Source organism: Mesorhizobium sp. B4-1-1 (assembly GCF_006439375.1).
GTDB lineage: Bacteria > Pseudomonadota > Alphaproteobacteria > Rhizobiales > Rhizobiaceae > Mesorhizobium.
Genome location: NZ_VFTH01000001.1, coordinates 234,188 through 259,333, shown reverse-complemented (window position 1 = coordinate 259,333; position 25,146 = coordinate 234,188). Strand labels below are relative to the sequence as shown.

At 64.1% G+C, this 25,146-nt stretch carries 30 protein-coding genes; 14 read left to right on the top strand and 16 right to left on the bottom strand.

Going from position 1 to position 25,146, the window contains the following annotated elements:
- Window positions 1-45: 45 nt before the first annotated feature.
- The 3 genes from FJW10_RS01305 to FJW10_RS01295 form a co-directional block, all read right to left on the bottom strand.
- Window positions 46-573 carry a hypothetical protein gene (locus FJW10_RS01305; RefSeq protein ID WP_140897801.1) on the bottom strand — a complete coding sequence of 176 codons (528 nt, stop codon included), beginning with the start codon at window positions 571-573 and terminating at the stop codon, window positions 46-48.
- A gap of 24 nt (window positions 574-597) precedes the next feature.
- Window positions 598-2,829 carry a phosphoribosylformylglycinamidine synthase subunit PurL gene (purL, locus tag FJW10_RS01300; protein WP_140897799.1) on the bottom strand — a complete coding sequence of 744 codons (2,232 nt, stop codon included), beginning with the start codon at window positions 2,827-2,829 and terminating at the stop codon, window positions 598-600.
- Between the two features lie 148 nt (window positions 2,830-2,977).
- Complete coding sequence (locus FJW10_RS01295) at window positions 2,978-4,387, bottom strand: PLP-dependent aminotransferase family protein (protein WP_140897797.1); 1,410 nt, start codon at window positions 4,385-4,387, stop codon at window positions 2,978-2,980.
- 91 nt (window positions 4,388-4,478) lie between these two features.
- On the opposite strand from FJW10_RS01295, the gene FJW10_RS01290 reads away from it, so the two are divergent.
- Window positions 4,479-4,727 carry a DUF1127 domain-containing protein gene (locus FJW10_RS01290; RefSeq protein WP_140898224.1) on the top strand — a complete coding sequence of 83 codons (249 nt, stop codon included), beginning with the start codon at window positions 4,479-4,481 and terminating at the stop codon, window positions 4,725-4,727.
- 3 nt (window positions 4,728-4,730) lie between these two features.
- Here the strand turns inward: FJW10_RS01290 and FJW10_RS01285 are convergent, their stop codons facing one another.
- The 5 genes from FJW10_RS01285 to purC form a co-directional block, all read right to left on the bottom strand.
- Window positions 4,731-5,393 (bottom strand): Pr6Pr family membrane protein, encoded by a 663-nt coding sequence (locus tag FJW10_RS01285; RefSeq protein ID WP_140897795.1) that lies wholly within the window; start codon window positions 5,391-5,393, stop codon window positions 4,731-4,733.
- Between the two features lie 7 nt (window positions 5,394-5,400).
- Window positions 5,401-5,811: a hypothetical protein gene (locus FJW10_RS01280; protein WP_140897793.1), complete on the bottom strand. Its 411-nt coding sequence runs from the start codon at window positions 5,809-5,811 to the stop codon at window positions 5,401-5,403.
- 56 nt (window positions 5,812-5,867) lie between these two features.
- On the bottom strand, window positions 5,868-6,536 hold the full coding sequence (gene purQ / locus FJW10_RS01275) for a phosphoribosylformylglycinamidine synthase subunit PurQ (RefSeq protein ID WP_140710352.1): 669 nt from the start codon (window positions 6,534-6,536) through the stop codon (window positions 5,868-5,870).
- Between the two features lie 2 nt (window positions 6,537-6,538).
- Window positions 6,539-6,781: a phosphoribosylformylglycinamidine synthase subunit PurS gene (gene purS / locus FJW10_RS01270; protein ID WP_140650819.1), complete on the bottom strand. Its 243-nt coding sequence runs from the start codon at window positions 6,779-6,781 to the stop codon at window positions 6,539-6,541.
- Window positions 6,782-6,845: 64 nt separating this feature from the next.
- Window positions 6,846-7,640, bottom strand: a complete 795-nt coding sequence (gene purC, locus FJW10_RS01265; RefSeq protein ID WP_040995384.1) for a phosphoribosylaminoimidazolesuccinocarboxamide synthase — start codon at window positions 7,638-7,640, stop codon at window positions 6,846-6,848.
- Window positions 7,641-7,914: 274 nt separating this feature from the next.
- Between purC and FJW10_RS01260 the strand changes: the two genes are divergently transcribed.
- Complete coding sequence (locus FJW10_RS01260) at window positions 7,915-8,235, top strand: DUF1476 domain-containing protein (protein ID WP_140830356.1); 321 nt, start codon at window positions 7,915-7,917, stop codon at window positions 8,233-8,235.
- A 219-nt stretch (window positions 8,236-8,454) separates the two neighbouring features.
- Complete coding sequence (locus FJW10_RS01255) at window positions 8,455-9,228, top strand: HpcH/HpaI aldolase/citrate lyase family protein (RefSeq protein WP_040981238.1); 774 nt, start codon at window positions 8,455-8,457, stop codon at window positions 9,226-9,228.
- A gap of 7 nt (window positions 9,229-9,235) precedes the next feature.
- On the opposite strand, the gene FJW10_RS01250 is transcribed toward FJW10_RS01255, so the two are convergent.
- On the bottom strand, window positions 9,236-9,793 hold the full coding sequence (locus FJW10_RS01250; protein ID WP_140830353.1) for an alpha/beta hydrolase: 558 nt from the start codon (window positions 9,791-9,793) through the stop codon (window positions 9,236-9,238).
- Between the two features lie 192 nt (window positions 9,794-9,985).
- Between FJW10_RS01250 and FJW10_RS01245 the strand changes: the two genes are divergently transcribed.
- A complete protein-coding gene (locus FJW10_RS01245; RefSeq protein WP_140897791.1) occupies window positions 9,986-10,798 on the top strand; it encodes a VOC family protein in 813 nt (270 codons plus the stop codon).
- A 188-nt stretch (window positions 10,799-10,986) separates the two neighbouring features.
- Here FJW10_RS01245 and purB read toward each other — a convergent pair whose 3' ends face one another.
- Entirely contained in the window at window positions 10,987-12,294 is a 1,308-nt protein-coding gene (purB, locus tag FJW10_RS01240; RefSeq protein ID WP_140897789.1) for an adenylosuccinate lyase, read from the bottom strand.
- A gap of 63 nt (window positions 12,295-12,357) precedes the next feature.
- A complete protein-coding gene (locus FJW10_RS31020; protein ID WP_348639745.1) occupies window positions 12,358-12,594 on the bottom strand; it encodes a hypothetical protein in 237 nt (78 codons plus the stop codon).
- Between the two features lie 486 nt (window positions 12,595-13,080).
- On the opposite strand from FJW10_RS31020, the gene FJW10_RS01230 reads away from it, so the two are divergent.
- A complete protein-coding gene (locus tag FJW10_RS01230) occupies window positions 13,081-13,338 on the top strand; it encodes a DUF2171 domain-containing protein (RefSeq protein ID WP_140830348.1) in 258 nt (85 codons plus the stop codon).
- Between the two features lie 7 nt (window positions 13,339-13,345).
- On the opposite strand, the gene FJW10_RS01225 is transcribed toward FJW10_RS01230, so the two are convergent.
- Together FJW10_RS01225 and FJW10_RS01220 are read right to left on the bottom strand one after the other, a co-directional pair.
- Window positions 13,346-14,362: a P1 family peptidase gene (locus tag FJW10_RS01225; RefSeq protein WP_140897786.1), complete on the bottom strand. Its 1,017-nt coding sequence runs from the start codon at window positions 14,360-14,362 to the stop codon at window positions 13,346-13,348.
- Window positions 14,362-15,447 (bottom strand): branched-chain amino acid ABC transporter substrate-binding protein, encoded by a 1,086-nt coding sequence (locus FJW10_RS01220; RefSeq protein ID WP_140897784.1) that lies wholly within the window; start codon window positions 15,445-15,447, stop codon window positions 14,362-14,364. Before FJW10_RS01220 ends, FJW10_RS01225 begins: the two co-directional genes overlap by 1 nt.
- A gap of 192 nt (window positions 15,448-15,639) precedes the next feature.
- On the opposite strand from FJW10_RS01220, the gene FJW10_RS01215 reads away from it, so the two are divergent.
- The 7 genes from FJW10_RS01215 (at window position 15,640) to FJW10_RS01185 (ending at window position 22,009) form a co-directional block, all read left to right on the top strand.
- Window positions 15,640-16,134 carry a flavin reductase gene (locus FJW10_RS01215; protein ID WP_140677471.1) on the top strand — a complete coding sequence of 165 codons (495 nt, stop codon included), beginning with the start codon at window positions 15,640-15,642 and terminating at the stop codon, window positions 16,132-16,134.
- Window positions 16,135-16,163: 29 nt separating this feature from the next.
- Window positions 16,164-17,087, top strand: a complete 924-nt coding sequence (locus FJW10_RS01210; RefSeq protein ID WP_140897782.1) for a MoxR family ATPase — start codon at window positions 16,164-16,166, stop codon at window positions 17,085-17,087.
- A 5-nt stretch (window positions 17,088-17,092) separates the two neighbouring features.
- Window positions 17,093-18,343, top strand: a complete 1,251-nt coding sequence (locus FJW10_RS01205; protein ID WP_181177367.1) for a VWA domain-containing protein — start codon at window positions 17,093-17,095, stop codon at window positions 18,341-18,343.
- A gap of 83 nt (window positions 18,344-18,426) precedes the next feature.
- Window positions 18,427-18,765, top strand: a complete 339-nt coding sequence (locus FJW10_RS01200) for an XdhC family protein (RefSeq protein WP_140783321.1) — start codon at window positions 18,427-18,429, stop codon at window positions 18,763-18,765.
- A gap of 5 nt (window positions 18,766-18,770) precedes the next feature.
- Window positions 18,771-19,475, top strand: coding sequence for an XdhC family protein (locus FJW10_RS01195; RefSeq protein WP_140897780.1), 705 nt, complete (start codon window positions 18,771-18,773; stop codon window positions 19,473-19,475).
- Entirely contained in the window at window positions 19,472-21,088 is a 1,617-nt protein-coding gene (locus tag FJW10_RS01190; RefSeq protein ID WP_140897777.1) for a molybdopterin-binding/glycosyltransferase family 2 protein, read from the top strand. Before FJW10_RS01195 ends, FJW10_RS01190 begins: the two co-directional genes overlap by 4 nt.
- Before the next feature lie 33 nt (window positions 21,089-21,121).
- Entirely contained in the window at window positions 21,122-22,009 is an 888-nt protein-coding gene (locus FJW10_RS01185) for an alpha/beta fold hydrolase (RefSeq protein WP_140898222.1), read from the top strand.
- 14 nt (window positions 22,010-22,023) lie between these two features.
- On the opposite strand, the gene FJW10_RS01180 is transcribed toward FJW10_RS01185, so the two are convergent.
- Window positions 22,024-23,073: a DUF1176 domain-containing protein gene (locus tag FJW10_RS01180; protein ID WP_140897775.1), complete on the bottom strand. Its 1,050-nt coding sequence runs from the start codon at window positions 23,071-23,073 to the stop codon at window positions 22,024-22,026.
- A gap of 140 nt (window positions 23,074-23,213) precedes the next feature.
- On the opposite strand from FJW10_RS01180, the gene FJW10_RS01175 reads away from it, so the two are divergent.
- Window positions 23,214-23,720, top strand: a complete 507-nt coding sequence (locus FJW10_RS01175) for a DUF1993 family protein (RefSeq protein ID WP_140897772.1) — start codon at window positions 23,214-23,216, stop codon at window positions 23,718-23,720.
- A gap of 55 nt (window positions 23,721-23,775) precedes the next feature.
- Here the strand turns inward: FJW10_RS01175 and FJW10_RS01170 are convergent, their stop codons facing one another.
- The gene (locus FJW10_RS01170) at window positions 23,776-23,940 is read right to left on the bottom strand and encodes a DUF1127 domain-containing protein (protein ID WP_095765222.1); all 165 of its coding nucleotides are present in this window, start codon (window positions 23,938-23,940) and stop codon (window positions 23,776-23,778) included.
- A gap of 51 nt (window positions 23,941-23,991) precedes the next feature.
- Window positions 23,992-24,237, bottom strand: coding sequence for a hypothetical protein (locus FJW10_RS01165; protein ID WP_140897770.1), 246 nt, complete (start codon window positions 24,235-24,237; stop codon window positions 23,992-23,994).
- Window positions 24,238-24,333: 96 nt separating this feature from the next.
- Between FJW10_RS01165 and FJW10_RS01160 the strand changes: the two genes are divergently transcribed.
- Window positions 24,334-24,792 carry a hypothetical protein gene (locus tag FJW10_RS01160; protein WP_140898220.1) on the top strand — a complete coding sequence of 153 codons (459 nt, stop codon included), beginning with the start codon at window positions 24,334-24,336 and terminating at the stop codon, window positions 24,790-24,792.
- Window positions 24,793-25,146: the final 354 nt, after the last annotated feature.

Genomic DNA, 25,146 nt, shown 5'->3' with positions numbered 1-25,146 from the left:
GCCTTTCCAGCCCGGATTGAAGCCGTTCCGTCGGGTGATGAGGCGCTATGGGTTATCCTGGCTCGAATGAACCACGCCGTCTTCGGTGATGTCATCGCGCGTCGAATAGGCGCGGCCGAGGCTGAAGACCAGCACGTAGAGCGGCAGGTTGATCAACAGGCTGACGATCGGAAGATAGCTCGTCATCCGCCATGCGGTTGAAAAGAAGGGCTGGCCATAGCCGTCGCAGGTCAAGGACGAGCCATAGTCCCAAATAGCCCCGATCAACGCAGCGACGGTGAAGAGCTTGATAGAGGTCGCGACGTGCTTTGCTCGCGCCGGCTCCGGAGAAAGTCTGTTCCAGAGCACTAGGCAGACGACTGGAACGGCGTAGATCAGGGACTGCAATATCAGCATCGGCAGCGTGCCGTTGGCCGCGGCCAGGAACTCGTCGCGGGTTTCCAGCCGCGGGCAGACCTCGCTCGAGGTCGTCGACAACAGGAACAGGACGAACGGCCCGAGAAACCAGAAGAAGAATAGGGACGGCCAGAAGACGACTGCAATCAGCGCCCTGGCGGTTAAATCATGTCGCATAAAAAAGGATTGCTTCTAGCCCGGTCAACTGGCCTGATCCATGAAGCGCGGGAACCAGCCCTCATGGGCGGCCTTCAGCTCGCTGACCGGGATCGGCCGGGCCTCGCCGAGCTTCAATTCGCGACCGCCGGTGGTGCCGATCCAGGGCGCGAAGATGCCGAGCATGCCCTGCTCTTCGCGGATCCTGTCCCATTCGCCGCTTTGCGAGTCGATCGACAGTGTCAGCAGGTAGCGGCCCTGGTCCTCGCCGAACCAGACCGGGATCGGATCGGTGCCGGTGAGCCCCGGAACGGTGGCGCCGATGCCGGAGGCCATCGCCATTTCGGCGAGCGCTATCGCCAGGCCGCCGTCGGAGACGTCGTGCGCCGATGTCACGATGCCGGAGGCGATCAGCGCGCGCACATGGTCGCCAACGCGCTTCTCATGATCGAGGTCGACGGGCGGCGGCGGACCGTCGGCGCGACCGTGGATGTTGCGCATATAGACGGACTGGCCGAGATGGCTGCCCCAGGTGGCGGGCGCGCCGACCAGCACGATCATCTGGCCTTCGGCGGCAAAGCCGATACGCGCCATCCTCGACCAGTCGGCAATCAGCCCGACGCCGCCGATGGTCGGTGTCGGCAGGATGCCGCGGCCGTTCGTCTCGTTGTAGAGCGAGACATTGCCGGAGACGATCGGGAAACCGAGAGCGCGGCAGGCATCGCCGATGCCCTTAACCGCGCCGACGAACTGGCCCATGATCTCGGGCCGCTCCGGATTGCCGAAATTGAGGTTGTCGGTGGCCGCAAGCGGCAGGGCGCCGGTGGCGGTCAGATTTCGCCAGCATTCGGCCACGGCCTGCTTGCCGCCTTCGTACGGGTCGGCCTCGCAGTAGCGCGGCGTGACGTCTGAGGAGAAGGCCAGCGCCTTGGTCGGATGACCCTCGACGCGCACGACGCCGGCGTCGCCGCCCGGAAGCTGCAGCGAATTGCCCTGGATCAGCGTGTCGTACTGCTCCCACACCCAGCGGCGCGAAGAGAGATCCGGCCCGCCCAGCATTTTCAGCAGCGCGTCGGCGACATCGGCCTTCGGCGCATCGTTCGCGGCGAGCGGCGCCGGCTTCTTCGGCTCGATCCAGGGGCGGTCATATTCCGGTGCCTGGTCGCCCAGGTCCTTGATCGGCAGGTTGGCGACCTCGTCGCCCTGATGGATGACGCGGAAGCGCAGATCGTCGGTGGTCTTGCCGACGATGGCGAAGTCGAGGCCCCATTTGCGGAAGATGGCCTCGGCTTCTTCCTCCTTCTCGGGGCGCAGCACCATCAGCATGCGCTCCTGGCTTTCCGACAGCATCATCTCATAGGCGCTCATGCGCTCCTCGCGCACCGGCACCTTGTCGAGATCGAGCTCGATGCCGAGGTCGCCCTTGGCGCCCATCTCGACCGCCGAGCAGGTCAGGCCGGCCGCGCCCATGTCCTGGATGGCGATGACGGCTCCGGACGCCATCAGCTCGAGGCAGGCTTCCAGCAGGCATTTTTCGGTGAAGGGATCGCCGACCTGCACGGTCGGACGCTTCTCCTCGATCTTGTCGTCGAATTCGGCCGAGGCCATGGTGGCGCCGCCGACGCCGTCGCGCCCGGTCTTGGCGCCGAGATAGACGACCGGCAGGCCGACGCCCTTGGCCTGCGACAGGAAAATGGCGTTGGTCTTGGCGAGGCCCGCCGCGAAAGCGTTGACCAGGATGTTGCCGTTGTAGCGGGCATCGAAATTGACCTCGCCGCCGACGGTCGGCACGCCGAAGGAATTGCCGTAGCCGCCGACGCCCGAAACCACGCCGGCAACGAGATGCCGGGTCTTGGGATGATCCGGCGCGCCGAAGCGCAGCGCGTTCATCGCCGCCACCGGCCTGGCGCCCATGGTGAAGACGTCGCGCAGGATGCCGCCGACGCCGGTCGCCGCACCCTGATAGGGCTCGATGTAGGACGGATGGTTGTGGCTCTCCATCTTGAACACGACGCAGTCGCCGTCGCCGATATCGACCACGCCGGCATTCTCGCCGGGACCCTGGATGACCCGCGGGCCGCTGGTCGGCAGGGTGCGCAGCCATTTCTTCGAGGATTTGTAGGAGCAGTGCTCGTTCCACATCGCCGAGAAGATGCCGAGTTCGGTGAAGCTTGGTTCGCGGCCGACCAGATCGAGGATGCGCTGGTATTCGTCGGGCTTCAGCCCATGCGCGGCGACGAGCTCGGGGGTGATCGGCACGGAATTGGAAATAGTCATGAGCGGCGATTTTTGTCCGTGGGAGAGGGGAGCTTCCTTGAGTCTCCTCTTATCGCAAGCTTTCGCGCGATACACCCCATCGGATGACGAAAAACGCCGGAAAACTGCCTCTGCGGAGATGCCCAGGCTCTGGGGCCCGCCGGCTTGATCAGGAAAAACTGTCGTAGCCGGCGCGGCCTTCGTCGAGCAGGCGGCGGATGACGGCGACGCCGCCGGCGACATCCTTGCTTTGCCGGGGCTGCGACACGCCAAAGCGCACGCCGTGAAAGACCTGCTCGGAGCGGCCGGCCTTGAACTCGTCCTCGTCGTCGATGAGCACGCCTTGCGCCAGGCAGGCGTTCTTGAAGGTGCCGGACAGCCACGGGTCCGGCAAGGTCAGCCAGACGAAGGGCACGTTGTCCCTTGCCTTGATGTCGAACCCCGCCAGCACGTCGCGCACGATGGCGAGGCGCGCCTGGATTTCGGCGATGCCGCGCTTGCGGATCTCGCCCGCCTGGCCCGACGTCACCAGCCTTGCGCCGACCTCGGCCAGCAGGAAAGGCAGGCCGCCGGTCATCATCTTGTGGGCGACGCGGATGCGGTGGCGATAGGCCGGCGGGCAGGAAAGCCAGCCGCCGCGCACGCCGGCGGCGACTGATTTGGACAGGCCGCCGGCGACGATGGTGCGCTCCGGCGCATATTCGGCCAGCAGCGGCGTCGGGTCGTCGGTGAGTTCGCCGTAAAGATCGTCCTCGATCAGCGCGACATTGTACTCGCGCGCAATCGTCGCGATCGCCTGCCGCCGCTCCGCCGACAGGGTCACCAGCGTCGGGTTCTTCGCGGTCGGCATCAGGAACATCACCTTTGGATGTTTCTGCGCGCAGACGCGCTCGAAATCGTCCGGGTCGATACCGTTGTCGTCGGTCAGAACCAGCGCAATGCGGCGCCCGATCAGCCCCGCGCTGCGCGCGATTTGCGAATAGGTGAGGTGCTCGAAGACGACGTAATCGCCGGGCATGGTCAGCGCCGCGATCGCAGCCATGACCGCGGCGTGGGTGCCCAGCGTCGGCACGATCGAATCGGGCGAGGGGCGGAAGGCGTTGCGCGCCAGCCAGCGGCTGCCAGCCTCGTACCAGCGTTCGGGAAAATCCCGCGTATAGCTCGAAATGTCGTGCGGATGCTCCTGCGCCGTGCGCGCCAGCACGTCGGCGATCACCGCGCCCTGGCCGACATCGGGCGCGGCGGTGCTGTCGAAACGCAGCTTGCCGCTCGGCGCGTCGATGAGGCGCGTGCCTTGCAAGCCTGCCTCGACATCGGGTTTCGGGGTCTCCGTCCGCTGGCCGAGCACATAGGTGCCGCGGCCAACCTCGCCGCTCACCAGACCCCGCTCGCGCAGCAGTTGATAGGCCCTGCCGATGGTGCCGACCGTTGTGCCGATGTCATAGGCGAGGTCGCGCTGCGGCGGCAGTTTTGCACCGGCATCGATGACGCCCTTGTCGATATCTGACTCAATGCTGTCAGCAAGACGCTGATAGAGCGGACCGGAGCCAGAGGAAAGATCGGGGAGCCAATTTGTCATGGTGACAATTTTCTATATTGCACCGCGCGATGAGTCAATCCATATCGAGCCGGCGATTGGAAAGGTACAATTGAGACAAGGCAGAACGGAAATGGATACAATCGAGACAATTCGCTACGCTCGCCCGGCTGTTGGCGCGCAGACCGAGCCCTTGGCCCATCGCGGCTTCGTCGGTCGCTTCGTGGTTGTGCTCCGTTCCATCGCGAGGCAGATTGACCGCATGCTCGAACGTCGGCGCGGCCGCCTTGCGCTGCTGGAGATGACGGACGAGCAGCTCAAGGATATCGGCGTCTCGCGCTGCGACGCCCATCGCGAAGGCATCCGGGCGTTCTGGGAGTGATGCCTATCGGCTGCTCGGTTGGATGCCGGTTGCGGGTTTTCCCCGCAATCGGCCGATGCCGTGATCGATTAGCACGGCAAGCACGCTCAATCCGACGAATAACGCCGTGACGCCCAGGGCCGAAACGGCGACGCTGGCCGCGCCGTTCTTGGCGACGTCGAGGAACGGATAAGGTACTTCGCCGGCGAGGGGCGCGCGTATCAGCGCGTAGGCGAGATAGGCTACCGGGTAGATCATCCACCAGGCGATGTCGCTCCACTGCCGCCTGCCATCGGCGCCCGCCACCAGCCACCACAGCACGAACATCACCGGCGTCACATAGTGCAAAAGGACGTCGCAGAGCAGGAACAAGCCCTGCGGCTGCCAGAGCCTCGCCAGAACCGTGGCGTAGACGATGAAAACCAGGGTTATGGCCACCGCCACGCCGGTCCGCATCCGCTGCCCGGCAAAGGCCGGGAACCAGGCATAGCCGGCGGGTGACAGCAGCGAAGCGTGCACCATCACCGCCGCGATGTTGGTCAGGATGGTGAAGAAGCTGAAATAGAAGACGATCGAGCCGAGCAAGCCACGGCCTGCGGCCATGGATGCCGGCATGGTGATGGCGAATTGCAGGACAAGCGCAATCAGCCCGACAACCAGCCCCGCGATCTGCAGGAACCGGCCCATCGCAACCTCACGCGGCAGCCGAGCAGGACGGATTGCCGGCCTGCCAGCGGGCGATGTCGGCGCCGATGCGCGCGCCGAGTGGCTCATTCATCAGCGGCCCGAACACGTCGACGCGGCTGGAACTGCCTTGCGCCTGCACGACCAGCAGCGGCTTGCCGCCATAATGTTTTGCCGGCACCAGCAGGAAGCGCGGCGTGCCGCTGTAGGAATTGAGCTCGTTCGCCATCTGGTAGGCCTTGAAGGCCGGGTCCTTGCTGGCGATCCAGCATTTGTGCGCGGCGATGGCGACCTGCTCCATGGCAAGCAGAGAGGCGCTCTTGCCTGACGGAACCGGCGTTGACTTGGGGCTGGACTGGCAGGAAGCCAAGGCAAGCCCGGCGGCGGCCAGGAGAGCAAGGCGAGCAATCGTCGGTTCCATGGTCAGTCCGCCCCCCGCGTTCCGATAAGATGTTGTTCCGATAGGATGTTAAAGGATCAAGCCGCGATGCCGAGCGCGCTCTCGAACAGCGCTCGCCCGTCATTGCCGCCATGCGCCGCTTCGATCAGATTCTCGGGATGCGGCATCAGGCCGAGCACGTTGCCCTTGTCGTTGACGATGCCGGCGATGTCGTTGATCGAGCCGTTGGGATTGGTGCCTTCGGCATAGCGGAACACCACCTGGCCTTCGCCTTCGAGGCGGGCGAGCGTCTCGGCGTCGGCGAAGTAATTGCCGTCATGATGCGCCACCGGCGAGCGGATGACCTGTCCGGGCTGATAGCCGCGCGTGAACATGGTGTTGGCGTTGGCGATTTCAAGCTTCACCTGGCGGCAAACGAACTTCAGCGAGGCGTTGCGCATCAGCGCTCCGGGCAGCAATCCCGCCTCGACCAGGATCTGGAAGCCGTTACAGACGCCGACGACGGTCACGCCCTTGGCGGCTTTTTCGGCGACCGCCCGCATCACCGGCATGCGCGCCGCGATCGCGCCGCAGCGCAGATAGTCGCCGAAGGAGAAGCCGCCGGGGATGGCGATCAGATCGACATCGGGGATTTCCGTGTCGGTCTGCCAGACGGTCGCCGGCGCCTGGCCGGAAATCTTGGTCAGCGCCGCGATCATGTCGCGATCGCGGTTGAGGCCAGGCAGGAGGACGACGGCTGATTTCATTGTCAGGCAATCTCCACCGCGTAGTTCTCGATCACCGTGTTCGCCAGAAGCTTGTCGCACATGGCCTTGAGGTCGGCTTCGGCCTTGGCTTTGTCGGCTCCGGTGAGCTCGATGTCGAACACCTTGCCCTGGCGCACCTGGCCGACGCCGTCGAAGCCCAGCCCGGAGAGCGCGTGCTCGATCGCCTTGCCCTGCGGGTCGAGGACGCCGTTCTTGAGGGTCACGGTGATACGGGCTTTCATCAATGCTCCTGGGAGATCGTCGTTTGGCAAAAAAGGCCTGCCATTGTCTGGCAGGCCCGTCAGTACTTTAGTGCTTCAGGCCCTTGGGCGCCTCGGAGGAAGCGACGAGCACGGGACCTGTCGGGCGCGGCGGCTCGTTCTCGTTGATGATGCCGAGACGGCGGGCAACTTCCTGGTACGCCTCGACCAAGCCGCCCATGTCGCGGCGGAAACGGTCCTTGTCGAGCTTGTCCTGTGTGGCGACGTCCCACAGCCGGCAGGAATCCGGCGAGATCTCGTCGGCGACGACGATGCGCATCATGTCGCCCTCGAACAGGCGGCCGCATTCGATCTTGAAGTCGACGAGCTGGATGCCGACGCCGAGGAACAGGCCGGAGAGAAAGTCGTTGACGCGGATGGCCAAGGCCATGATGTCGTCGATTTCCTGCGGGCTTGCCCAGCCGAAGGCGGTGATGTGCTCTTCCGACACCATCGGGTCGTCGAGCGCGTCGGCCTTGTAGTAGAATTCGATGATCGAGCGCGGCAGCACGGTGCCTTCCTCGATGCCGAGGCGCTTGGACAGCGAGCCGGCGGCGACGTTGCGCACGACGACCTCGAGCGGAATGATCTCGACTTCCTTGATCAACTGCTCACGCATGTTGAGCCGGCGGATGAAATGGGTCGGGATGCCCATGCGGTTCAAGTGATTGAAGATGTGCTCGGAAATGCGGTTGTTGAGCACGCCCTTGCCATCGACCACTTCATGCTTCTTCTTGTTGAAGGCGGTGGCATCGTCCTTGAAAAACTGGATCAGCGTCCCCGGCTCAGGTCCCTCATAGAGGATCTTGGCCTTGCCTTCGTAGATGCGGCGGCGATTTTTCATCTGATTTTTTCTCTGGATCTGCGGGCAGGCGGCAAGTGACCAGTTCCTGTCCGTTTGCCTAAGTTAGTATGGCGAAGGCGGCGTTCAATGCCGGTGTTATCGCAATCGTCCTGTTTGCTCAATCGGCAAATCCCGCCAATCAACCGCTTTCGGAACCGAAATGCCGCAGCGCAGCATGCGACGAAGCATATTGACCGGCTCGCGGCCTTTTGGTTTGTGCTTGCCCATCACACATATTCATCGCCAAGCGAATCGGATTGATCGGAGGGACGTCATGAGCAGCATGAAAGACCGCGAAGAGGGCTTCGAGCGCAAATTCGCCTTTGACGAGGAACTTCGCTTCAAGGCCTCGGCGCGCCGCAACAAGGCGCTTGGGCTGTGGGCCGCCGAGAAACTCGGCAAGTCCGGCGCCGATGCCGAAGCCTATGCCAAGGAAGTGGTGGTCTCCGATATCGAGGAAGCGGGCGACCACGACGTCTTCCGCAAGATCCGCAAGGATTTCGACGCCGCCGGCGTCAATCAGTCCGACCATCAGATCCGCCGCACCATGGACGAGTTGATGGCGCAGGCGATCGAGCAGATCAAGAACACCTGAGGCTGTATGGGCATGATGTCGCCGGAAAACCGCTTCACGCTTTTCGGCATCATCCCCTATCTCTTTGTTTTTACGCAATTCCGGACGGAAAACCGTTACACACTTTTCCTGGAATTGCTCTGACTGGACCAATCGACCGCCCGGCCAAACCGGGCGGTTTTTCTTTGCCTTAGCGTCGTTTCCGGCCGAAACTGCGGATTGTTAACAAGGAAAGTTCCGATGTCGCTCAAATCCCGCCTGGCCGCCGACGAAACGCTTTTCACCGCATGGTCGGGCGTGCCGGATGCGCTGACGGTCGAGATCATCGCCAAGCAGGGTTTCGATGCGGTCACCCTCGACATGCAGCATGGCGGCCATCACGAGGACAGCGTGCTGCGCGGCCTGGTGCCGGTGCTGGCCGCCAACAAGCCGGCGCTGGTGCGCATTCCGGTCGGGCGCTTCGACATGGCGAGCCGCGCGCTCGATTTCGGGGCCGAGGCGGTGATCGCGCCGATGGTGAACTCCGTGGCCGATGCAAGGCAGTTCGCCGCCGCGATGAAATACCCGCCGCTGGGCGAGCGTTCCTGGGGGCCGACTTATGCCTTCCCGCGTCACGGCAAGGGCGACCATGCCGAATGGCTGCGCGATACGAACCAGCGCACCATGGCTTTTGCCATGGTCGAGACGCGGGCGGCCCTCGAGGCGCTGGACGGTATTTTGGATACGCCCGGCATCGACGGCATCTTCGTCGGCCCGTCGGATTTCTCGATCGCCTGGTCGAACGGCGCCACCGTCAGTTCGACGCTGGAAAGCATGATGGAGACGGTCGCGTCGATCGCCGAGCGGACACGCAAGGCCGGCAAGCATGCCGCGATCTATGTCATCGAACCGGCGATCGCCGGGCGGGTCGTTTCGATGGGCTTCCGGCTGCTCGCCATGGGCTCGGACCACACGCTGATTTCACTCGGCGCGAAGACGCTGCTGAAGAGCATGCGGGATTCGATCGGCTCCTAGACGCCGATCAGGGTTCTTTCAGTTCCGTCAGAAACTTGGCGAACGTCATCGAACCCTCGGGCCAGGGGCCAAAACCCGCGTCGTGGTTGAGATGGCCGGCTTCGCCGGCGTCGATGAAGAGCGATCCCCAGGCGGCGGCAATGTCCTCGGCGACCGCGAAAGCGCAAAACGGATCGTTGCGGCTGGCGATCACGATGGACGGAAAGGGCAGGGGATCGCGCGAATAAGGGCCAAAGGTCATCAGATGTTTCGGCCTGATTTCCGGATTGGAGACATCCGGCGGCGCGACGAAGAAGGCGCCGGCGACCGGCTTCCTGAATTGCGGGATGGCCTGCACCGCGGCCGCGACGCCAAGCGAGTGCGCAACGAGAACCACCGGCCGCTCGGCCTCGTTGACGGCGTTCGCTACGCTCGCCGTCCAGTCCTCGCGCACGGGCTTGGTCCATTCCGCCTGCTCGACACGGCGCGCCGTCGACAGTTTTGACTGCCAGCGGGTCTGCCAATGCTCGGGACCGGAATTGGTGTAGCCCGGCACGATCAGAATATCTGCGTCTTTGACTTTCATGGCGCCGATGTAGCGAGCGGTCTTCTCGGCTGCAACCCTGTCGCCTATATCGGCGTGATCACAATTGTGAACAACTTGTTCGACTCTTGCTCTCTTGTGTGAACGATCGCAATCGACGATTTGGAGGGGAAGAAGAGGTGGCGGCCTGCAAATCCCATTTCGGGAAGAGGCGACGCCCGAACGGAGAGTTTGATGAGCGAGCTGCCTTTTGCCGCGACCACCCCGGTCAGCGTTTCGCGTGTCGGGCTGAAGGCGCGGGACGCCGAGAGCCTTGCTGCCTATTATCGCGCGGTCGTCGGCCTGCAGGAATTGAGCCGCGCCGATGGCGCGATCACGCTTGGCGCCGCCAACCGGCCGCTGTTGGTGCTTGAACAGGATTCTTCGGCCAAGCCGGACGATCCGCGCAGCGCCGGGCTTTTCCACACCGCTTTCCTTTTGCCATCGCGCGCCGATCTTGGCCGCTGGATCAGCCACGCCGCCGCCAGCCGCATCGGTATCGAGGGCGCTTCCGACCATCTGGTCAGCGAGGCGCTTTACCTGACCGACCCGGAGGGCAATGGCATCGAGATCTATGCGGACCGCCGCCCGCAGGACTGGAAGTGGAACGGCGACAAGATCGCCATGGCGACCGAGCGGCTGAACCTGCCGGCGGTGGTGGGCAGCGTGCCGGCGGGCGATGCGGGCTGGCAAGGCGCACCGGAAAACACCATTGTCGGCCATGTGCATCTGCGCGTCGGGCGGCCGGAAGATGCGGAGGCTTGGTGGCATGACCAGTTCGGCTTCGACACGGTGGCGAAATATGGCAGCCAGGCGGTGTTCTTGTCGTCCGGCCATTACCACCACCATATCGGCGCCAATGCCTGGCAGAGCGCCGGCGCCGGCCGCCGCGACCCCTCCCGCTCGGGCCTCGCCTGGGTCGAGATGCGTTCGGACAATGTGAAGGAAGAGACGAGCCGAGAGGACCCGTGGGGCACGGTGATCAGGGCTGTGCCTGGGAAGGCTTGACCGGGCGTCGGTGACAGCGTCTTTCTCCCCGTCACTATACGGGAGAAATGCCCGGCAGGGCAATGCGGGGCAGCGCCGGCGTCAGGATGTTTCACGACAGACGGGTGCGATAGTCACCGAAGTCGGCGCCGCCCCTCATCCGCCCTTCGGGCACCTTCTCCCCGTATAGAGACGGGGCGAAAGAAAGATCAAGCTTCCCCGAACACCCGCCTGAAGATCGTGTCGACATGCTTGGTGTGATAGCCGAGATCGAATTTCTCGCGGATATCTGCTTCCGAAAGGGCCGCCGTCACGTCCTTGTCGGCAAGCAGTTCCTCAAGGAAATCGGCGCCGTGTTCCCAGACCTTCATGGCGTTGCGCTGCACCAGGCGGTAGGAGTCCTCGCGCGACAGGCCGGCCTGGGTCAGCGCCAGAAGCACGCGCTGCGAGTGCACCAGCCCGCGGAACTTGTTGAGGTTCTTCTCCATGTTCTCGGGGTAGACGAGCAGCTTGTCGACGACGCCGGTCAGGCGCGCCAGCGCGAAGTCCAGCGTCACCGTCGCGTCCGGCCCGATCATGCGCTCGACCGAGGAATGCGAAATGTCACGCTCGTGCCAGAGCGCCACGTCTTCCATGGCCGGCAACGCCATCGAACGCACCATGCGGGCAAGGCCGGTGAGATTCTCGGTCAGCACCGGGTTGCGCTTGTGCGGCATCGCCGACGAGCCCTTCTGCCCCGGCGAGAAATACTCTTCCGCTTCCAGCACCTCGGTGCGCTGCAGATGGCGGATTTCGACCGCGAGGCGTTCGACCGAGGAGGCGATGACGCCGAGCGTGGCAAAGAACATGGCATGGCGGTCGCGCGGGATGACCTGGGTGGACACCGGTTCCGGCTTCAGCCCAAGCTTTGCCGCCACATGCTCTTCGACATAAGGCTCGATGTTGGCGAAAGTGCCGACCGCGCCGGAAATGGCGCAGGTGGCGATGTCTTCCCGCGCGTGCACCAGCCGCTCGCGGCAGCGCGAGAATTCGGCATAGGCCTGCGCCAGCTTGACGCCGAAGGTGGTCGGCTCGGCATGGATGCCGTGGCTGCGGCCGATGGTGACGGTGTCCTTGTGCTCGAAAGCACGGCGCTTCAGCGCCGCGAGCAGGGCGTCTATATCGGCAAGCAGGATGTCGCTGGCCCGCGTCAACTGCACGGCAAGACAGGTGTCGAGCACATCCGACGACGTCATGCCCTGGTGGATGAAGCGGGCATCCGGTCCGACGAATTCGGCGAGATGGGTCAGGAAAGCGATGACGTCATGCTTGGTCACGCGCTCGATCTCGTCGATCTTGGCGACGTCGAATTTGGCAGCGCCGCCTTTCTCCCAGATGGTCCTTGCCGCTTCCTTCGGAATGACGCCTAACTCCGCCAGCGCATCGCAGGCATGCGCCTCGATCTCGAACCAGATGCGGAAGCGGGTTTCGGGCGACCAGATGGCGACCATTTCCGGTCGGGAATAGCGAGGGATCATCCGTTTTTTGAGTCCTGATGGGAAAAAGCGTTGGCCGCGTCCTAACAGAGGCGGCCCCGATGCTCAACGCCGCTGCCGCGCAAACCAGATACTTGCCGTGACAAGCGCTGCAAAACCCAGCGGAAAATAGAGCCGCACGCCGAGCACGACGAACTGATAGAGCGCGGTCAGCATGGTGAAGGCGAATTCAAACGCCCAGGTCAGCGTGAATGCCGACGCGTGCCATTCGGCATAGTAGGAGCGATATTGCAGCGCGAACAGGCCGCCGGTGAAGGCGAGCGTTGCCGCCAGAAGCGACACGAATGCCGCAGCGAAGGCTGTTTCCCAAAGACGGCCGCGAGAAAACCAGTCTGGCCAGCGTCAATCCAACCGGGAAGGCAAGCACGCCGCCAAGACCATAAAACAGCGCGACAAAGCGGATCCTGTCGGGCGTCTCCCAGGCGGCCAGCAGAAGATTTGCCAGCGCACCCGCACCCATGGCGGCGGCCCAGAGCAAAGTTCCAACAACAGTCTCGCTTGCCGACGGAACGGCGGCGCGCAACCGATCTGGGAGACCGCAGCGCAGGGGAACTTGCTGCAGCGGCATCATGGGCGGCAAGCCGTAGCGCGCGTCGGGTGGCCGGGCAGGCTGGGCGTAATTCGCATGACATCTGTCTCATCAGCGTCATGGCTATCACGTCATGGTGAACGAGACGTGCCGTGCGATGCATCCAATCTGGCGTTCATTTGTTATTGTCGGCCGTCTCGCATCCGAAAGGGCAAATCGCCATCCAGCGGAGGACCAGCATGAGCACCGACATCAGCAAGATACGCGGACATATGGAAGTGATAGGCGCCGATGGCGTCCATATCGGCTCCGTCGACAAGGTCGAGGGTGACCGGATCAAGCTGACCAAGGCTGACAGCGGCATGGGCTCGCACAAGGGCCATCACCACTACATTTCGCTTGCCCTGGTCGCGGAGATCGACGGGCAGAAGGTATGGCTCTCCGCGAATTCCGATGTCGCCGTTACCTTCGAGGAAGAGAAATCCGATCCGACTTGATTAGCCGTCAACGCGACGACCAGACCGGAAACAGGTCGCCGTTCGCGGGTGTCGCGGCATATACGCCGCGGCTGATCGCGCGCGCCATGGTGGCGCCGGCCGCCGCGAACAGGTCGATCGCGGCGTCGGCGCCGAGTTCTTTTCCGCTCCGGCCCGTCGCCAGCGCGAACACCAGATCGCCGTCGGCCGGCGTATGCGTCGGCCAGATGGCGCGGGCGAAGCCGTCATGCGCCGAGATCGCCAGCCGCTTGGCCGCGGCCTTGGTCATGACGGCGTCCGTGGCGATGACGGCGATGGTGGTGCTGCCGGCTTCCCCATGCCCGCCGACGCGCCTGTCGCGGTATTTCAGCAGGATCTTCCTGGCCTCTTCGGGCATCGGCGCGGGATAACCCAGGCCGCCGAACTCGTCGCCGATCTCGAAGGGCGCTGCCCAGAAATGGCGGCTGCGGCCGACCGTCACCGAGCCGGTCGGGTTGACGGCGGCAAGCGCGCCGATGGTGACGCCGCTGTCGAGCACCGTCGAGGCCGAGCCCAGCCCGCCTTTCAGCCCGGAGCTCAGCGCGCCAGTGCCGGCGCCAGCCGTGCCGATTTCGAAATCCACTGTCGCCGCCTGGACAGCCTCATAGCCGAGGTCGCGATAGGGCGGATAACGGCCCCAATCCTTGTCGCCGCCGTTGCGCAGGTCGAACAGGATCGCGGCCGGCACGATCGGCACGCGGAAACCGCCGACCTCGACACCGATATCCTTTTCGCGCAGCGCCGCCTGCACGCCGGAGGCGGCGTCGAGGCCAAAGGCCGAGCCGCCGGACAGAACGATGGCATGGACCGTCGCGATCGAATTCTGCGGCTCGAGCAGATCGGTCTCGCGCGTGCCTGGCGCGCCGCCCAGCACCTGGAAGCCGGCCACGGCAGGCTCATCGCACAGCACCACCGTGACGCCGGATTTCAGCCCGGCGTCGGCTGTACTGCCGACGCTGAGGCCGGCAACGTCGGTGATGAGGTTGCGCGGTCCGGTGCGGAACATCACTTGTCCTCCAGCGGTACGAAATGCGTGCCGTCGAAGCGGAAGACGCGGAACGGGTTCTGGGTGAGGTCGCCCTTGTCGTCAAAGCGAATGGTGCCGATCGCGGTGGTGAAATCATGGCCGGTCAGCGCATCGGCGAGTGGCTGGCCGGAGCTTTCCGCATCGGCTGTCGCGGCCTTGGCGACCTCGACCGCCGCATAGGCCGGCAGCGTGTAGCCGTCGGGCACGATGTTCTTCGCGGCGAAAGCCTGCACCACGTTGGGATCGGCGACCTCCGACCATTCCGGTGGGGCGATCATCAGTGTGCCGACGGTGTAGGGCACATCGCCCTGCGGCGTACGAAGGTTCTCGCCGCCGGCAAAGGTGATGCCGGCATCGAGCTGGGCGGCGTCGCGGCCCATGATGGCGATGTCGTCGCCGTCGCCGCCGGCGAACACCTTTGTCGCGCCGGCCTTCTTCAGCCGGCCGACCAGTCCGATCTGGTTGTCGAGCTGCGGCCGGAACGTGTCGACGAAGGCAGGTTTCAGCGCCGCCTGCTCGGCCGCGGCGCGAAAGGTCTCGGCGATCTCGCGGCCATAGATGGTGCCGTCGTCGACGATGGCGAACAGGTCGTCGCGCCAGAGCTGGGTGAGCTTGGCGGCGACCGCATTGCGCTCATCGTCGCCACGCGGGCCGAGCCGGTAGACCGGCCAGCCGGTCTTGGCGCGCCGGTCGGTCAGGCCTTCGGTGCGCACGCCGACGGTGATCACCGGTATGTTGGCGTCCTTCAGGATCGGCAGCGCGGCCTCGATCGCCTCTGTGCAGAGGAAGCCGACCACGACATTGGCCTTGGCGTCGACGAATTCCCTTGCCGCCGCGGCGCCGCCCTCGGCGGTGCAGGCATCGTCGACGGCCTTGAACGCGATGCCGTTTGCCTCGGCTGCCAGGCCGGCGCCGGCCTCGACCTGTTTGCCGAGGATCGCCGATGGACCGGAAAGCGGCGCGGCAACGCCGACCAGCGTCTCGGCGTCGGCGTTGGCTGCCAGCCAAAACAACGCGGCTATCGCCGTCGTCAGCGCGGCTATTGTCGTCGTCAGAAGGCGCATTCGGGCGAAGAGGTCCTCCGTGCCGGGCGTATGGTTCCGACACTATTCCAAGAAAGACCTAAAGGCTGGCTAAGCGCCGCGCAACACGCGAATTTGCGGATTGCAGTCAAGCACTTCGCCCGTGCTATGCAACTTGTGGCATGCAATATGCCGCCATATATAACGAACTGGTTCCGACAGGTGGATTATCAGGTGCTGAAGATCAATGATATCGGGCCGCAGCACTATCGCGATGCGATGGCGCATTTTGCCGGCCATGTGCATGTGGTGACGACCGACGGGCCCGGCGGCAAGAGGGGCGCGACGGTGATCGCCGCCTGTTCGGTTTCGGACACGCCGCCGACGGTGCTGGTTTGCCTCAACCGCGAGAACGCCAAGAACGAAGCTTTCGTCAAGAACGGCAAGTTCGCGCTCAACACGCTCGCATCCGACCAGGAAGCCGTCTCGGTCGGCTTTTCGGGCGTCACTGGCCTGCCGGCAGAGGAGCGCTTCGCGCTTGCCGAGTGGGACGTGATCTCGACCGGCGCGCCGACGCTGAAAGGCGCCCTTGCGGTGTTCGACTGCGAGATCATCGATGCCAAGGACCTTGCCACCCACCGTGTGCTTTTTGGCAAGGTGACAGGCCTGCGCATCGGCGATAATTTGCGCCCGCTGATCTACCACAACCGCGGCTATCACGTTCTTTGAAACGGGCAAGCGGGATCCACGGAGACAAGATGACCGCGCCGCGCCCCGCGCCGAGATCGATCGACGAAACGCTCGATCTTTTGACCGGCGCGGATTATGTCGCGGACCGTTCGCTGGCGACCGTGCTGTTTTTATCGCTGCGCATGAAGCGGCCCTTGTTTCTCGAAGGCGAGGCGGGTGTCGGCAAGACCGAGATCGCCAAGGTCCTGGCCGACGCGCTTGGTCGCCGGCTGATCCGCCTGCAATGCTATGAAGGGCTCGACGTCTCCTCGGCCGTCTATGAATGGAATTATGCCGCGCAGATGATCGAGATTCGCATGGAGGAGGCGGCGGGCAAGGTCGTGCGCTCCGACATGGAGCGGAACGTCTTTTCCGAGAAATACCTGATCCGCCGTCCGGTGCTCGATGCGCTGACCGGCAAGGCGGGCGAGGCGCCGGTGTTCCTCATCGACGAACTGGACCGCACGGACGAAGCGTTCGAGGCGTTCCTGCTCGAAATCCTGTCGGACTTCCAGGTGACCGTCCCGGAGCTCGGCACGATCAAGGCGGAAGAGCCGCCGATCGTCATCATCACAACCAACCGCACGCGCGAGATCCACGACGCGCTGAAGCGTCGCTGCCTCTATCATTGGGTCGATTACCCGAATGCCGAGCGCGAACTGGAGATCGTGCGCCGCAAGGTGCCGCAGGCGAACCGCCGGCTGTCGGCGGAGGTCGTGTCCTTCATCCAGAAGCTGCGCCAGGTCGAGCTGTTCAAGGCGCCTGGCGTCGCCGAAACCATCGATTGGGCCGGCGCGCTGACAGAACTCGACAAGGTGGCGCTCGATCCGGAGACCGTGTCGGACACGATCGGCGTGCTCTTGAAGTACCAGGACGACATCGCCCGTATCGGCGAGGGCGAGGGCCGGCGCATCCTCAATGAGGTGAAGGCCGAGCTTTCGGCGGCGGAGTAGGCGCGATGCCGTTGCCGCGTCCGGAACCCAGGGAGGCGACGGCTGACGGGCGCATCGCCGACAACATCGTCTATTTCGCGCGGGCGCTGCGCAAGGCCGGCATGCGCGTTGGCCCGGCCTCGGTGAAAGACGCCATCGAGGCGGTGCTCGCTGCCGGCATCGGCTCGCGCGACGATTTCTATTGGACGCTGCATGCGGTGCTCGTCTCGCGGCACGAGGATCATCCTGTCTTCGACGAGGCCTTCCGCCTGTTCTGGAAATCGCGTGAGTTGATCGAGAAGCTGCTGGCGATGTTTTCGCCGGTCGCGCCGGACGACCGCGAAAAGCAGAAGCCGCGCACGGCCGAGAACCGGGTCAGCCAGGCGATGTTCGAAGGCCATCGGAAGAACCAGCCCGTACGCGAAGTGCCGGAGATCGAAGTCGATGCGCGCCTCACCTTTTCCGGCAACGAGGTGCTGCGGGGCAAGGATTTTGCGCAGATGGATGCAGCGGAAATGGCCGGTGCCAAAAAGGCGATCGCGGCCTTGCGCCTACCCTTCGATCTGATCCGCACGCGGCGCTTCAAGGCCGCCGCGCAGGGGCGCCGCATCGATCCGCGCGCCATGATGCGCTCGGCCGCCCGCACCGGCGGTGAGCTTATCCTGCCAAAATTCCGGTCGCCGCGCGAAGTGCATCCGCCACTGGTGGTGCTGGCCGACATTTCCGGCTCGATGAGCCAGTACACGCGCATCTTCCTGCATTTCCTGCACGCATTGACGGAAAAACGCCGGCGCGTGCATGCCTTCGTCTTCGGCACGCGGCTGACCAACCTGACCCGCCAGATGCGCCATCGCGATCCGGACGAGGCGCTGGCCGATTGCTCGGCGGCGGTGAAGGACTGGTCGGGCGGCACCCGCATCGGCGACACGCTCGCCGAGTTCAACCGGTTGTGGTCGCGGCGCGTGCTCGGGCAGGGCGCGGTTGTGCTCCTCATCACCGATGGGCTGGAGCGCGACGACGTCACCGGCCTTTCGCAGGAGATGGAGCGGCTGCATAAATCCTGCCGGCGGCTGATTTGGCTCAATCCGCTGTTGCGCTTCGACGGGTTTGAGGCGCGCGCCCGCGGCGTCAAGGCGATGCTGCCGCATGTCGACGAGTTCCGGACGGTGCACAATCTCGATGCGCTGGCCGATCTTTGCGCCTCGCTCGACCAGCGGCCGGCGGCTTCGGTCGATCCGCGCCGCTGGCTGCGAACTGGCGGGAGGCAGGCCGCATAGCCATATGTTTCCTTGGGGACGTAACGTTTCCCTTAGGGAAAACTAAAGTTTCCCTTGAAAAACAGACTATGTGAGAAGCGACGATGGATGAGAGCATTTATCTCGATGAAGCCCGCGATCCCCTGATCATCGCGGAAGGCTGGATGAAGGACGGCAAGGATGTCGCCATCGCGACCGTGGTCGAGACCTGGGGTTCGGCGCCACGTCCGGTCGGCAGCCATCTGGTCATCGACGCCGATGGGAATTTCCATGGCTCGGTCTCCGGCGGTTGCGTCGAGGGCGCCGTGGTGACCGAGGCGATCGACGTCATCGACAGTGGCCAGGCCAGGATGCTGGAGTTCGGTGTTGCCGACGAGACCGCCTGGCAGGTAGGCCTTTCCTGCGGCGGCCGCATCAAGGTCTATGTCGAGCGGCTGGGCTGACCATCGTGGATCCGTATGTCCTGAAGACACTCAACGAAGAACGCCGCGCCCGCCGCGCCGCGGTGCTGGTTACCGACCTTGGCGACAGCCGCGACCGCATCGTGCGCGAGGGCGACCATGTTGCGGGCGATCTCGGGGCGGCAATCGCCAATGCGTTCCGCACCGGCAATTCAAGGTCGGTGGAGGCGGAAGGGCGGACCTTCTTTCTCAACGCGCATCTGCCGCGCCCACGCCTCGTGGTGATCGGCGCCGTGCATATCAGCCAGGCGCTGGCGCCGATGGCAAGGATCGCCGGCTATCCCGTCGAGATCATCGACCCGCGCACCGCCTTCGCCACACCGGAACGCTTTCCCGATGTCGCGCTGCATGCCGAATGGCCGCAGGATGTGCTGAAGCGCGCGCCGCTCGACAGCTATACCGCGCTCGCCGCCGTGACCCACGATCCGAAGATCGACGATTTCGCGCTGAAGGCGGCGCTCGACGCGCGGTGCTTCTATGTCGGGGCGCTCGGCAGCCGCAAGACCCACGCCAAGCGTATCGAACGCCTGCTGGCGCTCGGCGCCGGCGCCGACCAGATCGCCCGCATCCACGCGCCGATCGGCCTCGATATCGGTGCTGCCAGTCCGGCCGAGATCGCCGTCGCCGTCCTTGCGCAGACCATCCACGCCTTCCGCTCGCGCGGTCTCGAAGCGAAAGGCGCCGTGGCGTGAAATTCGGACCGGTTCCGATCGATGAGGCGGAAGGGGCGGTGCTGGCGCATGCGACCGCCGCCGGTGAAAAACGGTTCCGCAAGGCGCACCGGCTGAGCCGTGAGGACGTCGCGGCGCTCAAAGCCGCGGGCATCGGTGAAGTCGTCGCCGCGGTTCTTGCCGAGGACGATCTCGGCGAGGATGCCGCCGCCGCCAGGATCGCCGCCGCCATGAGCCACCGCAACATCGAGGTCAAGCCGGCCGCGACCGGGCGGGTGAATTTGCATGCGGGAGCCGCAGGCGTCTTTACCGTCGACGCCGGAATGATCGATGCCATCAATGCCGTCGACCCGGCCATCACCATCGCGACGCTGGCGCAGCATGCGCCGGTCGAGAAGGGCCAGATGGTGGCGACTGTGAAGATCATCCCCTTTGCCGTCGCCGTAAGCCTGGTGGACAGCGTGGCGAGGATCTGCGCCGGCCGCGAGATCTTTGCCGTCAACGCCTATCGCCCCATCACCGTCGGCGTCATCCAGACGGTGCTTCCCGGCGTCAAGCCGAGCGTGCTCGACAAGACGTTACGCGTCACCGAGGCGCGGCTGGCGCGTTCCGGCGGCCGGCTGACGGCCGAACGGCGCACGCCGCACGAGATTGCGCCCGTCGCGGCGGCCGCAACCCAGCTGGCGCGCGACAACGACATGGTGGTGATTTTCGGGGCATCGGCGATGAGCGACTTCGCCGATGTCGTGCCGGCCGCGATCGAGCGCGCAGGCGGTACAGTCGTCCGCGCGGGCATGCCGGTCGATCCCGGCAATCTGCTGGTGCTGGGAACGCTCGACGGCAAGCGCGTCGTTGGCGCGCCGGGATGCGCGCGCAGCCCGAAGGAGAATGGCTTCGACTGGGTGCTCGATCGCCTGATCGCCGGGCTCGAGGTCACCGCAGGCGATATTGCCGGCATGGGCGTCGGCGGGCTTTTGATGGAAATCCCGACCAGGCCGCAGCCACGCGAACCGGCGCCGCAGCCAGCAAGGTCGGCGCTGAAAGTCGATATCGTGCTTCTGGCCGCCGGCCGTTCGAGCCGCATGGGCGGGCCGAACAAGCTTCTGGCGCTGTTCGACGGCGAGCCACTGGTGCGCCGCACCGCCGGGCGTGCGCTGGGCTCGAAGGCCGCCGGCACCATTGTCGTCACAGGCCATCAGCGCGACCGCGTGCGTTCGGCGCTTGGCGGTCTCAGTGTAACATTTGTGGACAATCCCGATTTCGTCGACGGCCTTGCCTCGTCGTTGAAGACAGGCATCGCGAAGGTCGCGACCGATGCGGCCGGCGCCATGATCGTGCTTGGCGACATGCCCGGCGTTTCGTCGACGGACCTCGACAGCCTGATCGATGCGTTTCGCCGCGCCGGCGGTCACGCCGTGGTCCGCGCCTCGCATCAGGGCAAGCGCGGCAATCCGGTGCTTTTGCCGCGATCGCTTTTCGCGGCCGTCGCGCAACTCGAGGGCGATACCGGGGCGCGGCATCTGGTCGAAGCCGAGGGTCTCGACGTCATCGATGTCGAGATCGGGCAGGGCGCCTCGATCGATGTCGACACGCGCGAGGCGCTGGAAGGGGCAGGCGGCGTTCTGCAGGATTGACAAAGCGGAGCCGAATTTCGCATGGCTCTCGGCATGGCTTTCCGTTTCCGACTTTTCTTCGCCCTGATCGCCGCGACAGCGCTTTTCCTCTCGACCGCCGAGGGGCAAACGCTTTCGCTAAAATCGTTCAAGGACGACCTCTTCGCTTATCCGGCGACGCTGTCTACGAGCGATAACGGCGCCTACACCGTCCTCGACTATCGCGAGACGCGCGACATCAACCAGCGCGACGAGGTGCCGGAAAAGCGGGTGCGTGCGCAATACACCGACCCCGGGGTGCGCAAGGTGCAGCAGGACCTGATGCTGAAGACCGACGCCGGCGACATCAGGCATGTCGCGGTCGGCAGGACGCAAGGCGCTTCCATCATCGTGCTCTACCTGCACGGACAAGGCGGCAGCCGCAAGCAAGGTGTCGACGACTTCACCTTCGGCGGCAATTTCAACCGCATCAAGAACCTGATGGCCGCCAACAACGGTCTATATGTTTCGCCCGACTTCCCCGATTTCGGCGACAAGGGCGCGGCGCATGTCGCGGCGTTGATCGATCGCTATGCGGAGCAATCGCCGGGCGCGAAAATCTTCGTCGCCTGCGGCTCGATGGGCGGCATGATCTGCTGGAAGCTCGCCGCGCGCAAGGATACCGGCAGCCGCGTCAACGGCCTGCTGCTGCTCGGTTCGCTATGGGACAACAGTTTCCTCACCAGCCCCGCCTTCAAGCGCCGCGTGCCGGTGTTCTTCGGCCAGGGCAGCCATGACGTGGTCTTCCCGGTGGAGAAGCAGGAAGCCTTCTTCCGCTCAATTCTCGCCAAGAAGTCTTATCCGACCCGCTTCGTGCGCTTCGAGACCGGCACGCACGGCACGCCGATCCGCATGGTCGACTGGCGCGGCACGCTCAACTGGATGCTGACGAAAGCGCCCTGACTCTTCCGCGAGGCTCAAGGCGCCGTGTTGTAATCGATGACGGTCTGCGGATTTTGCTCGCCGTCATAGGATGCATCGACATCATACTGGACGAGCGAGAAATCGCCGTTGCGAAACAGGTAGGTTCCCGATGATGAGGCATCCCCCACACCACGCCATTTGTCGGATGTGGTGATGGTTTTTGTGTTGTCGTCATAGTCCGAGTTGGTCGCCCAGCCGCTGGTCCTGAACCCGATGACGTGGATCGATTCGACCTTGCCTTCGCTGTTGTTGTTCTCGTAGCGGATGTCGAGCTCCGGCTCGGTGAACTGCAGCTGTGAGACGCCGTTGACGTCGTCGGCGACGTAGTAGACCGCCGTCTCGTTGTAGGCGGCCATCGAGCAGAAGAAGCGGAACAGCCGCGTCTCGCGCTCCGGGTCGTTGGGCTGGGCGTCCTTGTCCTTGTAATGGATCGAATGAGTCTCGGGCTCGCCGATCGGCTTGCCGTCCGGATCTTGCTTGTCGCACTGGTCGCCATAGGTGGCGAGGAAGGCCTTCTTGGCCTGCTCCAGCGCTTCGTCTTTCTTCGGCGGCGGCGGACCGTCGCCGCAGCTTGCCGGCACGGCGCTGTCGAAATCCTTGGTCGAGGGCTTCAAGGCGCCCTTGTCGATGAAGATCGGCTGAAAGGGCGGTTCCTGGATCTGCGCGTTGACCTGGCGGATCGTGTAACAGCCGGCGAAAACCTTGGCGTCGCCCTTCTTGTCGGTCGCCTGGATGGCGACCGGGACGCTGTAATAGATGCTGCCGGCAGCGCCGTCCTCCGAGACAGCGCCAGTCTTGGCTTCGACGCTGCCGGTGCCGTCGTAACCCTTGACGAAGGCGTCAAAGTCCTTTGCCGGCTTCGTATCGCCGAAATAACTCCAGGCGCGGGCGAATTCGTGGCGGTTGATAGCGCTATAAAGCGAGCGGACGACCGCATCGGCGCTTGATCGGTCATCGATATAGGGCGCATCCGCCGCAGGCGCGGAATGCGTGAAGCCGGCCAGTGAGAAAAAGACAATCGCTGCGAAAGTGGCTCTTTTCATCGAATCCTCCGCTCGGTAACGAAAATACTACCACGGTGATTGCGGCGGCGCGGTGACGCCATGCGCAGGGCCGCTTGAAGAATCGTGGTGCGAGGCGCTAGTTCACGGCCCGCGGCGCTGGGGCCGCGTGGGAGATACCCGTGACCATTTCCATGTACGACATATCGGTGGGCGTGTTTTCGGCCAGGCTGAAAGCGCTGGCCAGCGTCTTGACGGCGGCGGAGCAGAATGCCGTCGAGCGCAAGATCGATCCGCAAGTGTTCCTCATCGCGCGGCTGGCGCCCGACATGTTCGCGCTGACCAGGCAGGTCCAGATCGCCACCGACCATGCCAAGGGCGCGCCGTCGCGGCTGGCCGGCCGCGAGGTGCCGAAATACGAGGACAACGAAGCGAGTTTTGCCGAACTGCAGGCTCGAATCGCCAAGACGCTCGATCATCTGGCGACGTTTACAGCGGCCGATCTGGAGGGATCGGAAGACAGGACGGTCGAATTAAGGCTCGGCGGGCGCGAAGCTACGTTGCCCGCCCTGCAGTACCTGCTGCATGTGGCGACGCCGAATTTCTACTTCCACGTCACAACCGCCTACGACATCCTGCGCCACAATGGCGTGCCGCTCGGCAAGCAAACTTTCCTCGGAAATCGCTGACCTTTGAATGGCTTGGAGGTTTCCCAGGCGTCCCGGGAAACCTCTTTGGTTCACCTCAGCGGATCGACATCTCGCGCGCGATGCGCGGAAAATCCGCCGGCTTGATGCCGATATCGGCGCGGTCCGCATTGCTCATCGCGTTCAGAAGCGCGAGCGCCGAGCGGTAACGCTGGTGTTCCTGCGGCCGCGGCCGAGCAAACATTTCAGTGAAGAACCCCATGACTCAGTTGCCCCTGTTGGTTCCTCCCGACATCACCATATAGGTGATTTGTTAAAATTGTGCAGTGCAGCAATTGCATGGCTGCCATGCCGCACGAAATTTTTCCGCCACAATCGATTTTCCGTGAAACTTTTCGGTACGCTCGACCGTACGCACTCGTGCCGGCATATGGTTGGCTTTTTCCTCGCCACTCCTGGCGACTTTGCCGGACTGCACGAAAGAGCAGTCCGGCTTTTTATTTTCCGATGTCGTCTTGCCGGCGGAAAAGCGGCAATTGTTAACATCGCCAGCATTCATTTTTAACGAGAGGCTTCTATGTTTGGCGGCATCAATGCATGCCGTCACGACAGGGAGGTTGAGATCGGCACCGGGAACAAGCTCGATTTCGCTTCGTTGCTCGACGACCTGATCGTCGCCTCGGAGAAAGGCGAGGACGAGGGCGCCCGGCCGACTATCCCATTCGACTATCTGTCCGTGGCCGATGAACTGCATTCCGGCCGCATCAAGGTCGCGGGCGAGAGCGCCGCCGCCGAATATCGCGAGCAAGGCGCCGATCTTGCGGCCGAGTTCGCGGTACTTCTCGACCAGGCGAAACTGACGCTTGCCGGCGAAGAGCACTGGCCGGAGGAAAAGCTGCCGCCGATCGATCCCGAAGCGATTGCCGGCGAACTCGGTCTCGACCGTCCCGCCAAGAACGCCGATTTCGGCCGCATCCGCCGCAACTTCGCCTTCGCCAACCACCCTGACCGGGTCGCGCCGCATCTGCGCCAGCGCGCCATGATCCGCATGCAGGTGGCCAATATGCTGATCGACGAGGCCAAGCGGCGAGCGCTGGCCGGGGCTCGCCGTTAGAGCAGTCTCAAGTCACGCAAGTCGGAGCCGTGCGGCGTCTCAGGTTGGTCGATGGCGAACCCTTGCGAGAAGATGGACGCGCGTTATGCCGAAGCTGGAAAGCGCGCGCCTTACAAAAAGCGGCAGAGATGAGGACTGTACTCAAAACGATCTATCGAGATGATCGGCTTGCACGGGCTAATATCGTCAGATTTGAAATAGGTGACGCTGCTTATTTCACGTTCCATGAGGACGCTTGGTACGAGGGCGAACACGGCCTCGACGAGAGATATGCGTATTGGGCGTCCTCCGGAAACGGCTTCGGAGGAGGATTTTACGAAACCGCCGAGGCGGCTGAGAAGGAATGCCGCGCGA

What these genes read in the sequence shown, in the direction of transcription:
- FJW10_RS01230 (WP_140830348.1), top strand. Translation starts at nt 13,081, where the DNA reads ATGAGCACCGACATCAGCAAGATACGCGGACATATGGAAGTGATAGGC.
- FJW10_RS01200 (WP_140783321.1), top strand. Translation starts at nt 18,427, where the DNA reads ATGGATGAGAGCATTTATCTCGATGAAGCCCGCGATCCCCTGATCATC.
- FJW10_RS01185 (WP_140898222.1), top strand. Translation starts at nt 21,122, where the DNA reads ATGGCTTTCCGTTTCCGACTTTTCTTCGCCCTGATCGCCGCGACAGCG.
- FJW10_RS01290 (WP_140898224.1), top strand. Translation starts at nt 4,479, where the DNA reads ATGGATACAATCGAGACAATTCGCTACGCTCGCCCGGCTGTTGGCGCG.
- FJW10_RS01245 (WP_140897791.1), top strand. Translation starts at nt 9,986, where the DNA reads ATGAGCGAGCTGCCTTTTGCCGCGACCACCCCGGTCAGCGTTTCGCGT.
- FJW10_RS01305 (WP_140897801.1), bottom strand. Translation starts at nt 573, where the DNA reads ATGCGACATGATTTAACCGCCAGGGCGCTGATTGCAGTCGTCTTCTGG.
- FJW10_RS01260 (WP_140830356.1), top strand. Translation starts at nt 7,915, where the DNA reads ATGAGCAGCATGAAAGACCGCGAAGAGGGCTTCGAGCGCAAATTCGCC.
- FJW10_RS01250 (WP_140830353.1), bottom strand. Translation starts at nt 9,793, where the DNA reads ATGAAAGTCAAAGACGCAGATATTCTGATCGTGCCGGGCTACACCAAT.
- FJW10_RS01295 (WP_140897797.1), bottom strand. Translation starts at nt 4,387, where the DNA reads ATGACAAATTGGCTCCCCGATCTTTCCTCTGGCTCCGGTCCGCTCTAT.
- FJW10_RS01280 (WP_140897793.1), bottom strand. Translation starts at nt 5,811, where the DNA reads ATGGAACCGACGATTGCTCGCCTTGCTCTCCTGGCCGCCGCCGGGCTT.
- FJW10_RS01180 (WP_140897775.1), bottom strand. Translation starts at nt 23,073, where the DNA reads ATGAAAAGAGCCACTTTCGCAGCGATTGTCTTTTTCTCACTGGCCGGC.
- purL (WP_140897799.1), bottom strand. Translation starts at nt 2,829, where the DNA reads ATGACTATTTCCAATTCCGTGCCGATCACCCCCGAGCTCGTCGCCGCG.
- FJW10_RS01255 (WP_040981238.1), top strand. Translation starts at nt 8,455, where the DNA reads ATGTCGCTCAAATCCCGCCTGGCCGCCGACGAAACGCTTTTCACCGCA.
- purC (WP_040995384.1), bottom strand. Translation starts at nt 7,640, where the DNA reads ATGAAAAATCGCCGCCGCATCTACGAAGGCAAGGCCAAGATCCTCTAT.
- FJW10_RS01225 (WP_140897786.1), bottom strand. Translation starts at nt 14,362, where the DNA reads ATGTTCCGCACCGGACCGCGCAACCTCATCACCGACGTTGCCGGCCTC.
- FJW10_RS01205 (WP_181177367.1), top strand. Translation starts at nt 17,093, where the DNA reads ATGCCGTTGCCGCGTCCGGAACCCAGGGAGGCGACGGCTGACGGGCGC.
- FJW10_RS01210 (WP_140897782.1), top strand. Translation starts at nt 16,164, where the DNA reads ATGACCGCGCCGCGCCCCGCGCCGAGATCGATCGACGAAACGCTCGAT.
- FJW10_RS01165 (WP_140897770.1), bottom strand. Translation starts at nt 24,237, where the DNA reads ATGAATGCTGGCGATGTTAACAATTGCCGCTTTTCCGCCGGCAAGACG.
- purB (WP_140897789.1), bottom strand. Translation starts at nt 12,294, where the DNA reads ATGATCCCTCGCTATTCCCGACCGGAAATGGTCGCCATCTGGTCGCCC.
- FJW10_RS01285 (WP_140897795.1), bottom strand. Translation starts at nt 5,393, where the DNA reads ATGGGCCGGTTCCTGCAGATCGCGGGGCTGGTTGTCGGGCTGATTGCG.
- FJW10_RS01220 (WP_140897784.1), bottom strand. Translation starts at nt 15,447, where the DNA reads ATGCGCCTTCTGACGACGACAATAGCCGCGCTGACGACGGCGATAGCC.
- purQ (WP_140710352.1), bottom strand. Translation starts at nt 6,536, where the DNA reads ATGAAATCAGCCGTCGTCCTCCTGCCTGGCCTCAACCGCGATCGCGAC.
- FJW10_RS01170 (WP_095765222.1), bottom strand. Translation starts at nt 23,940, where the DNA reads ATGGGGTTCTTCACTGAAATGTTTGCTCGGCCGCGGCCGCAGGAACAC.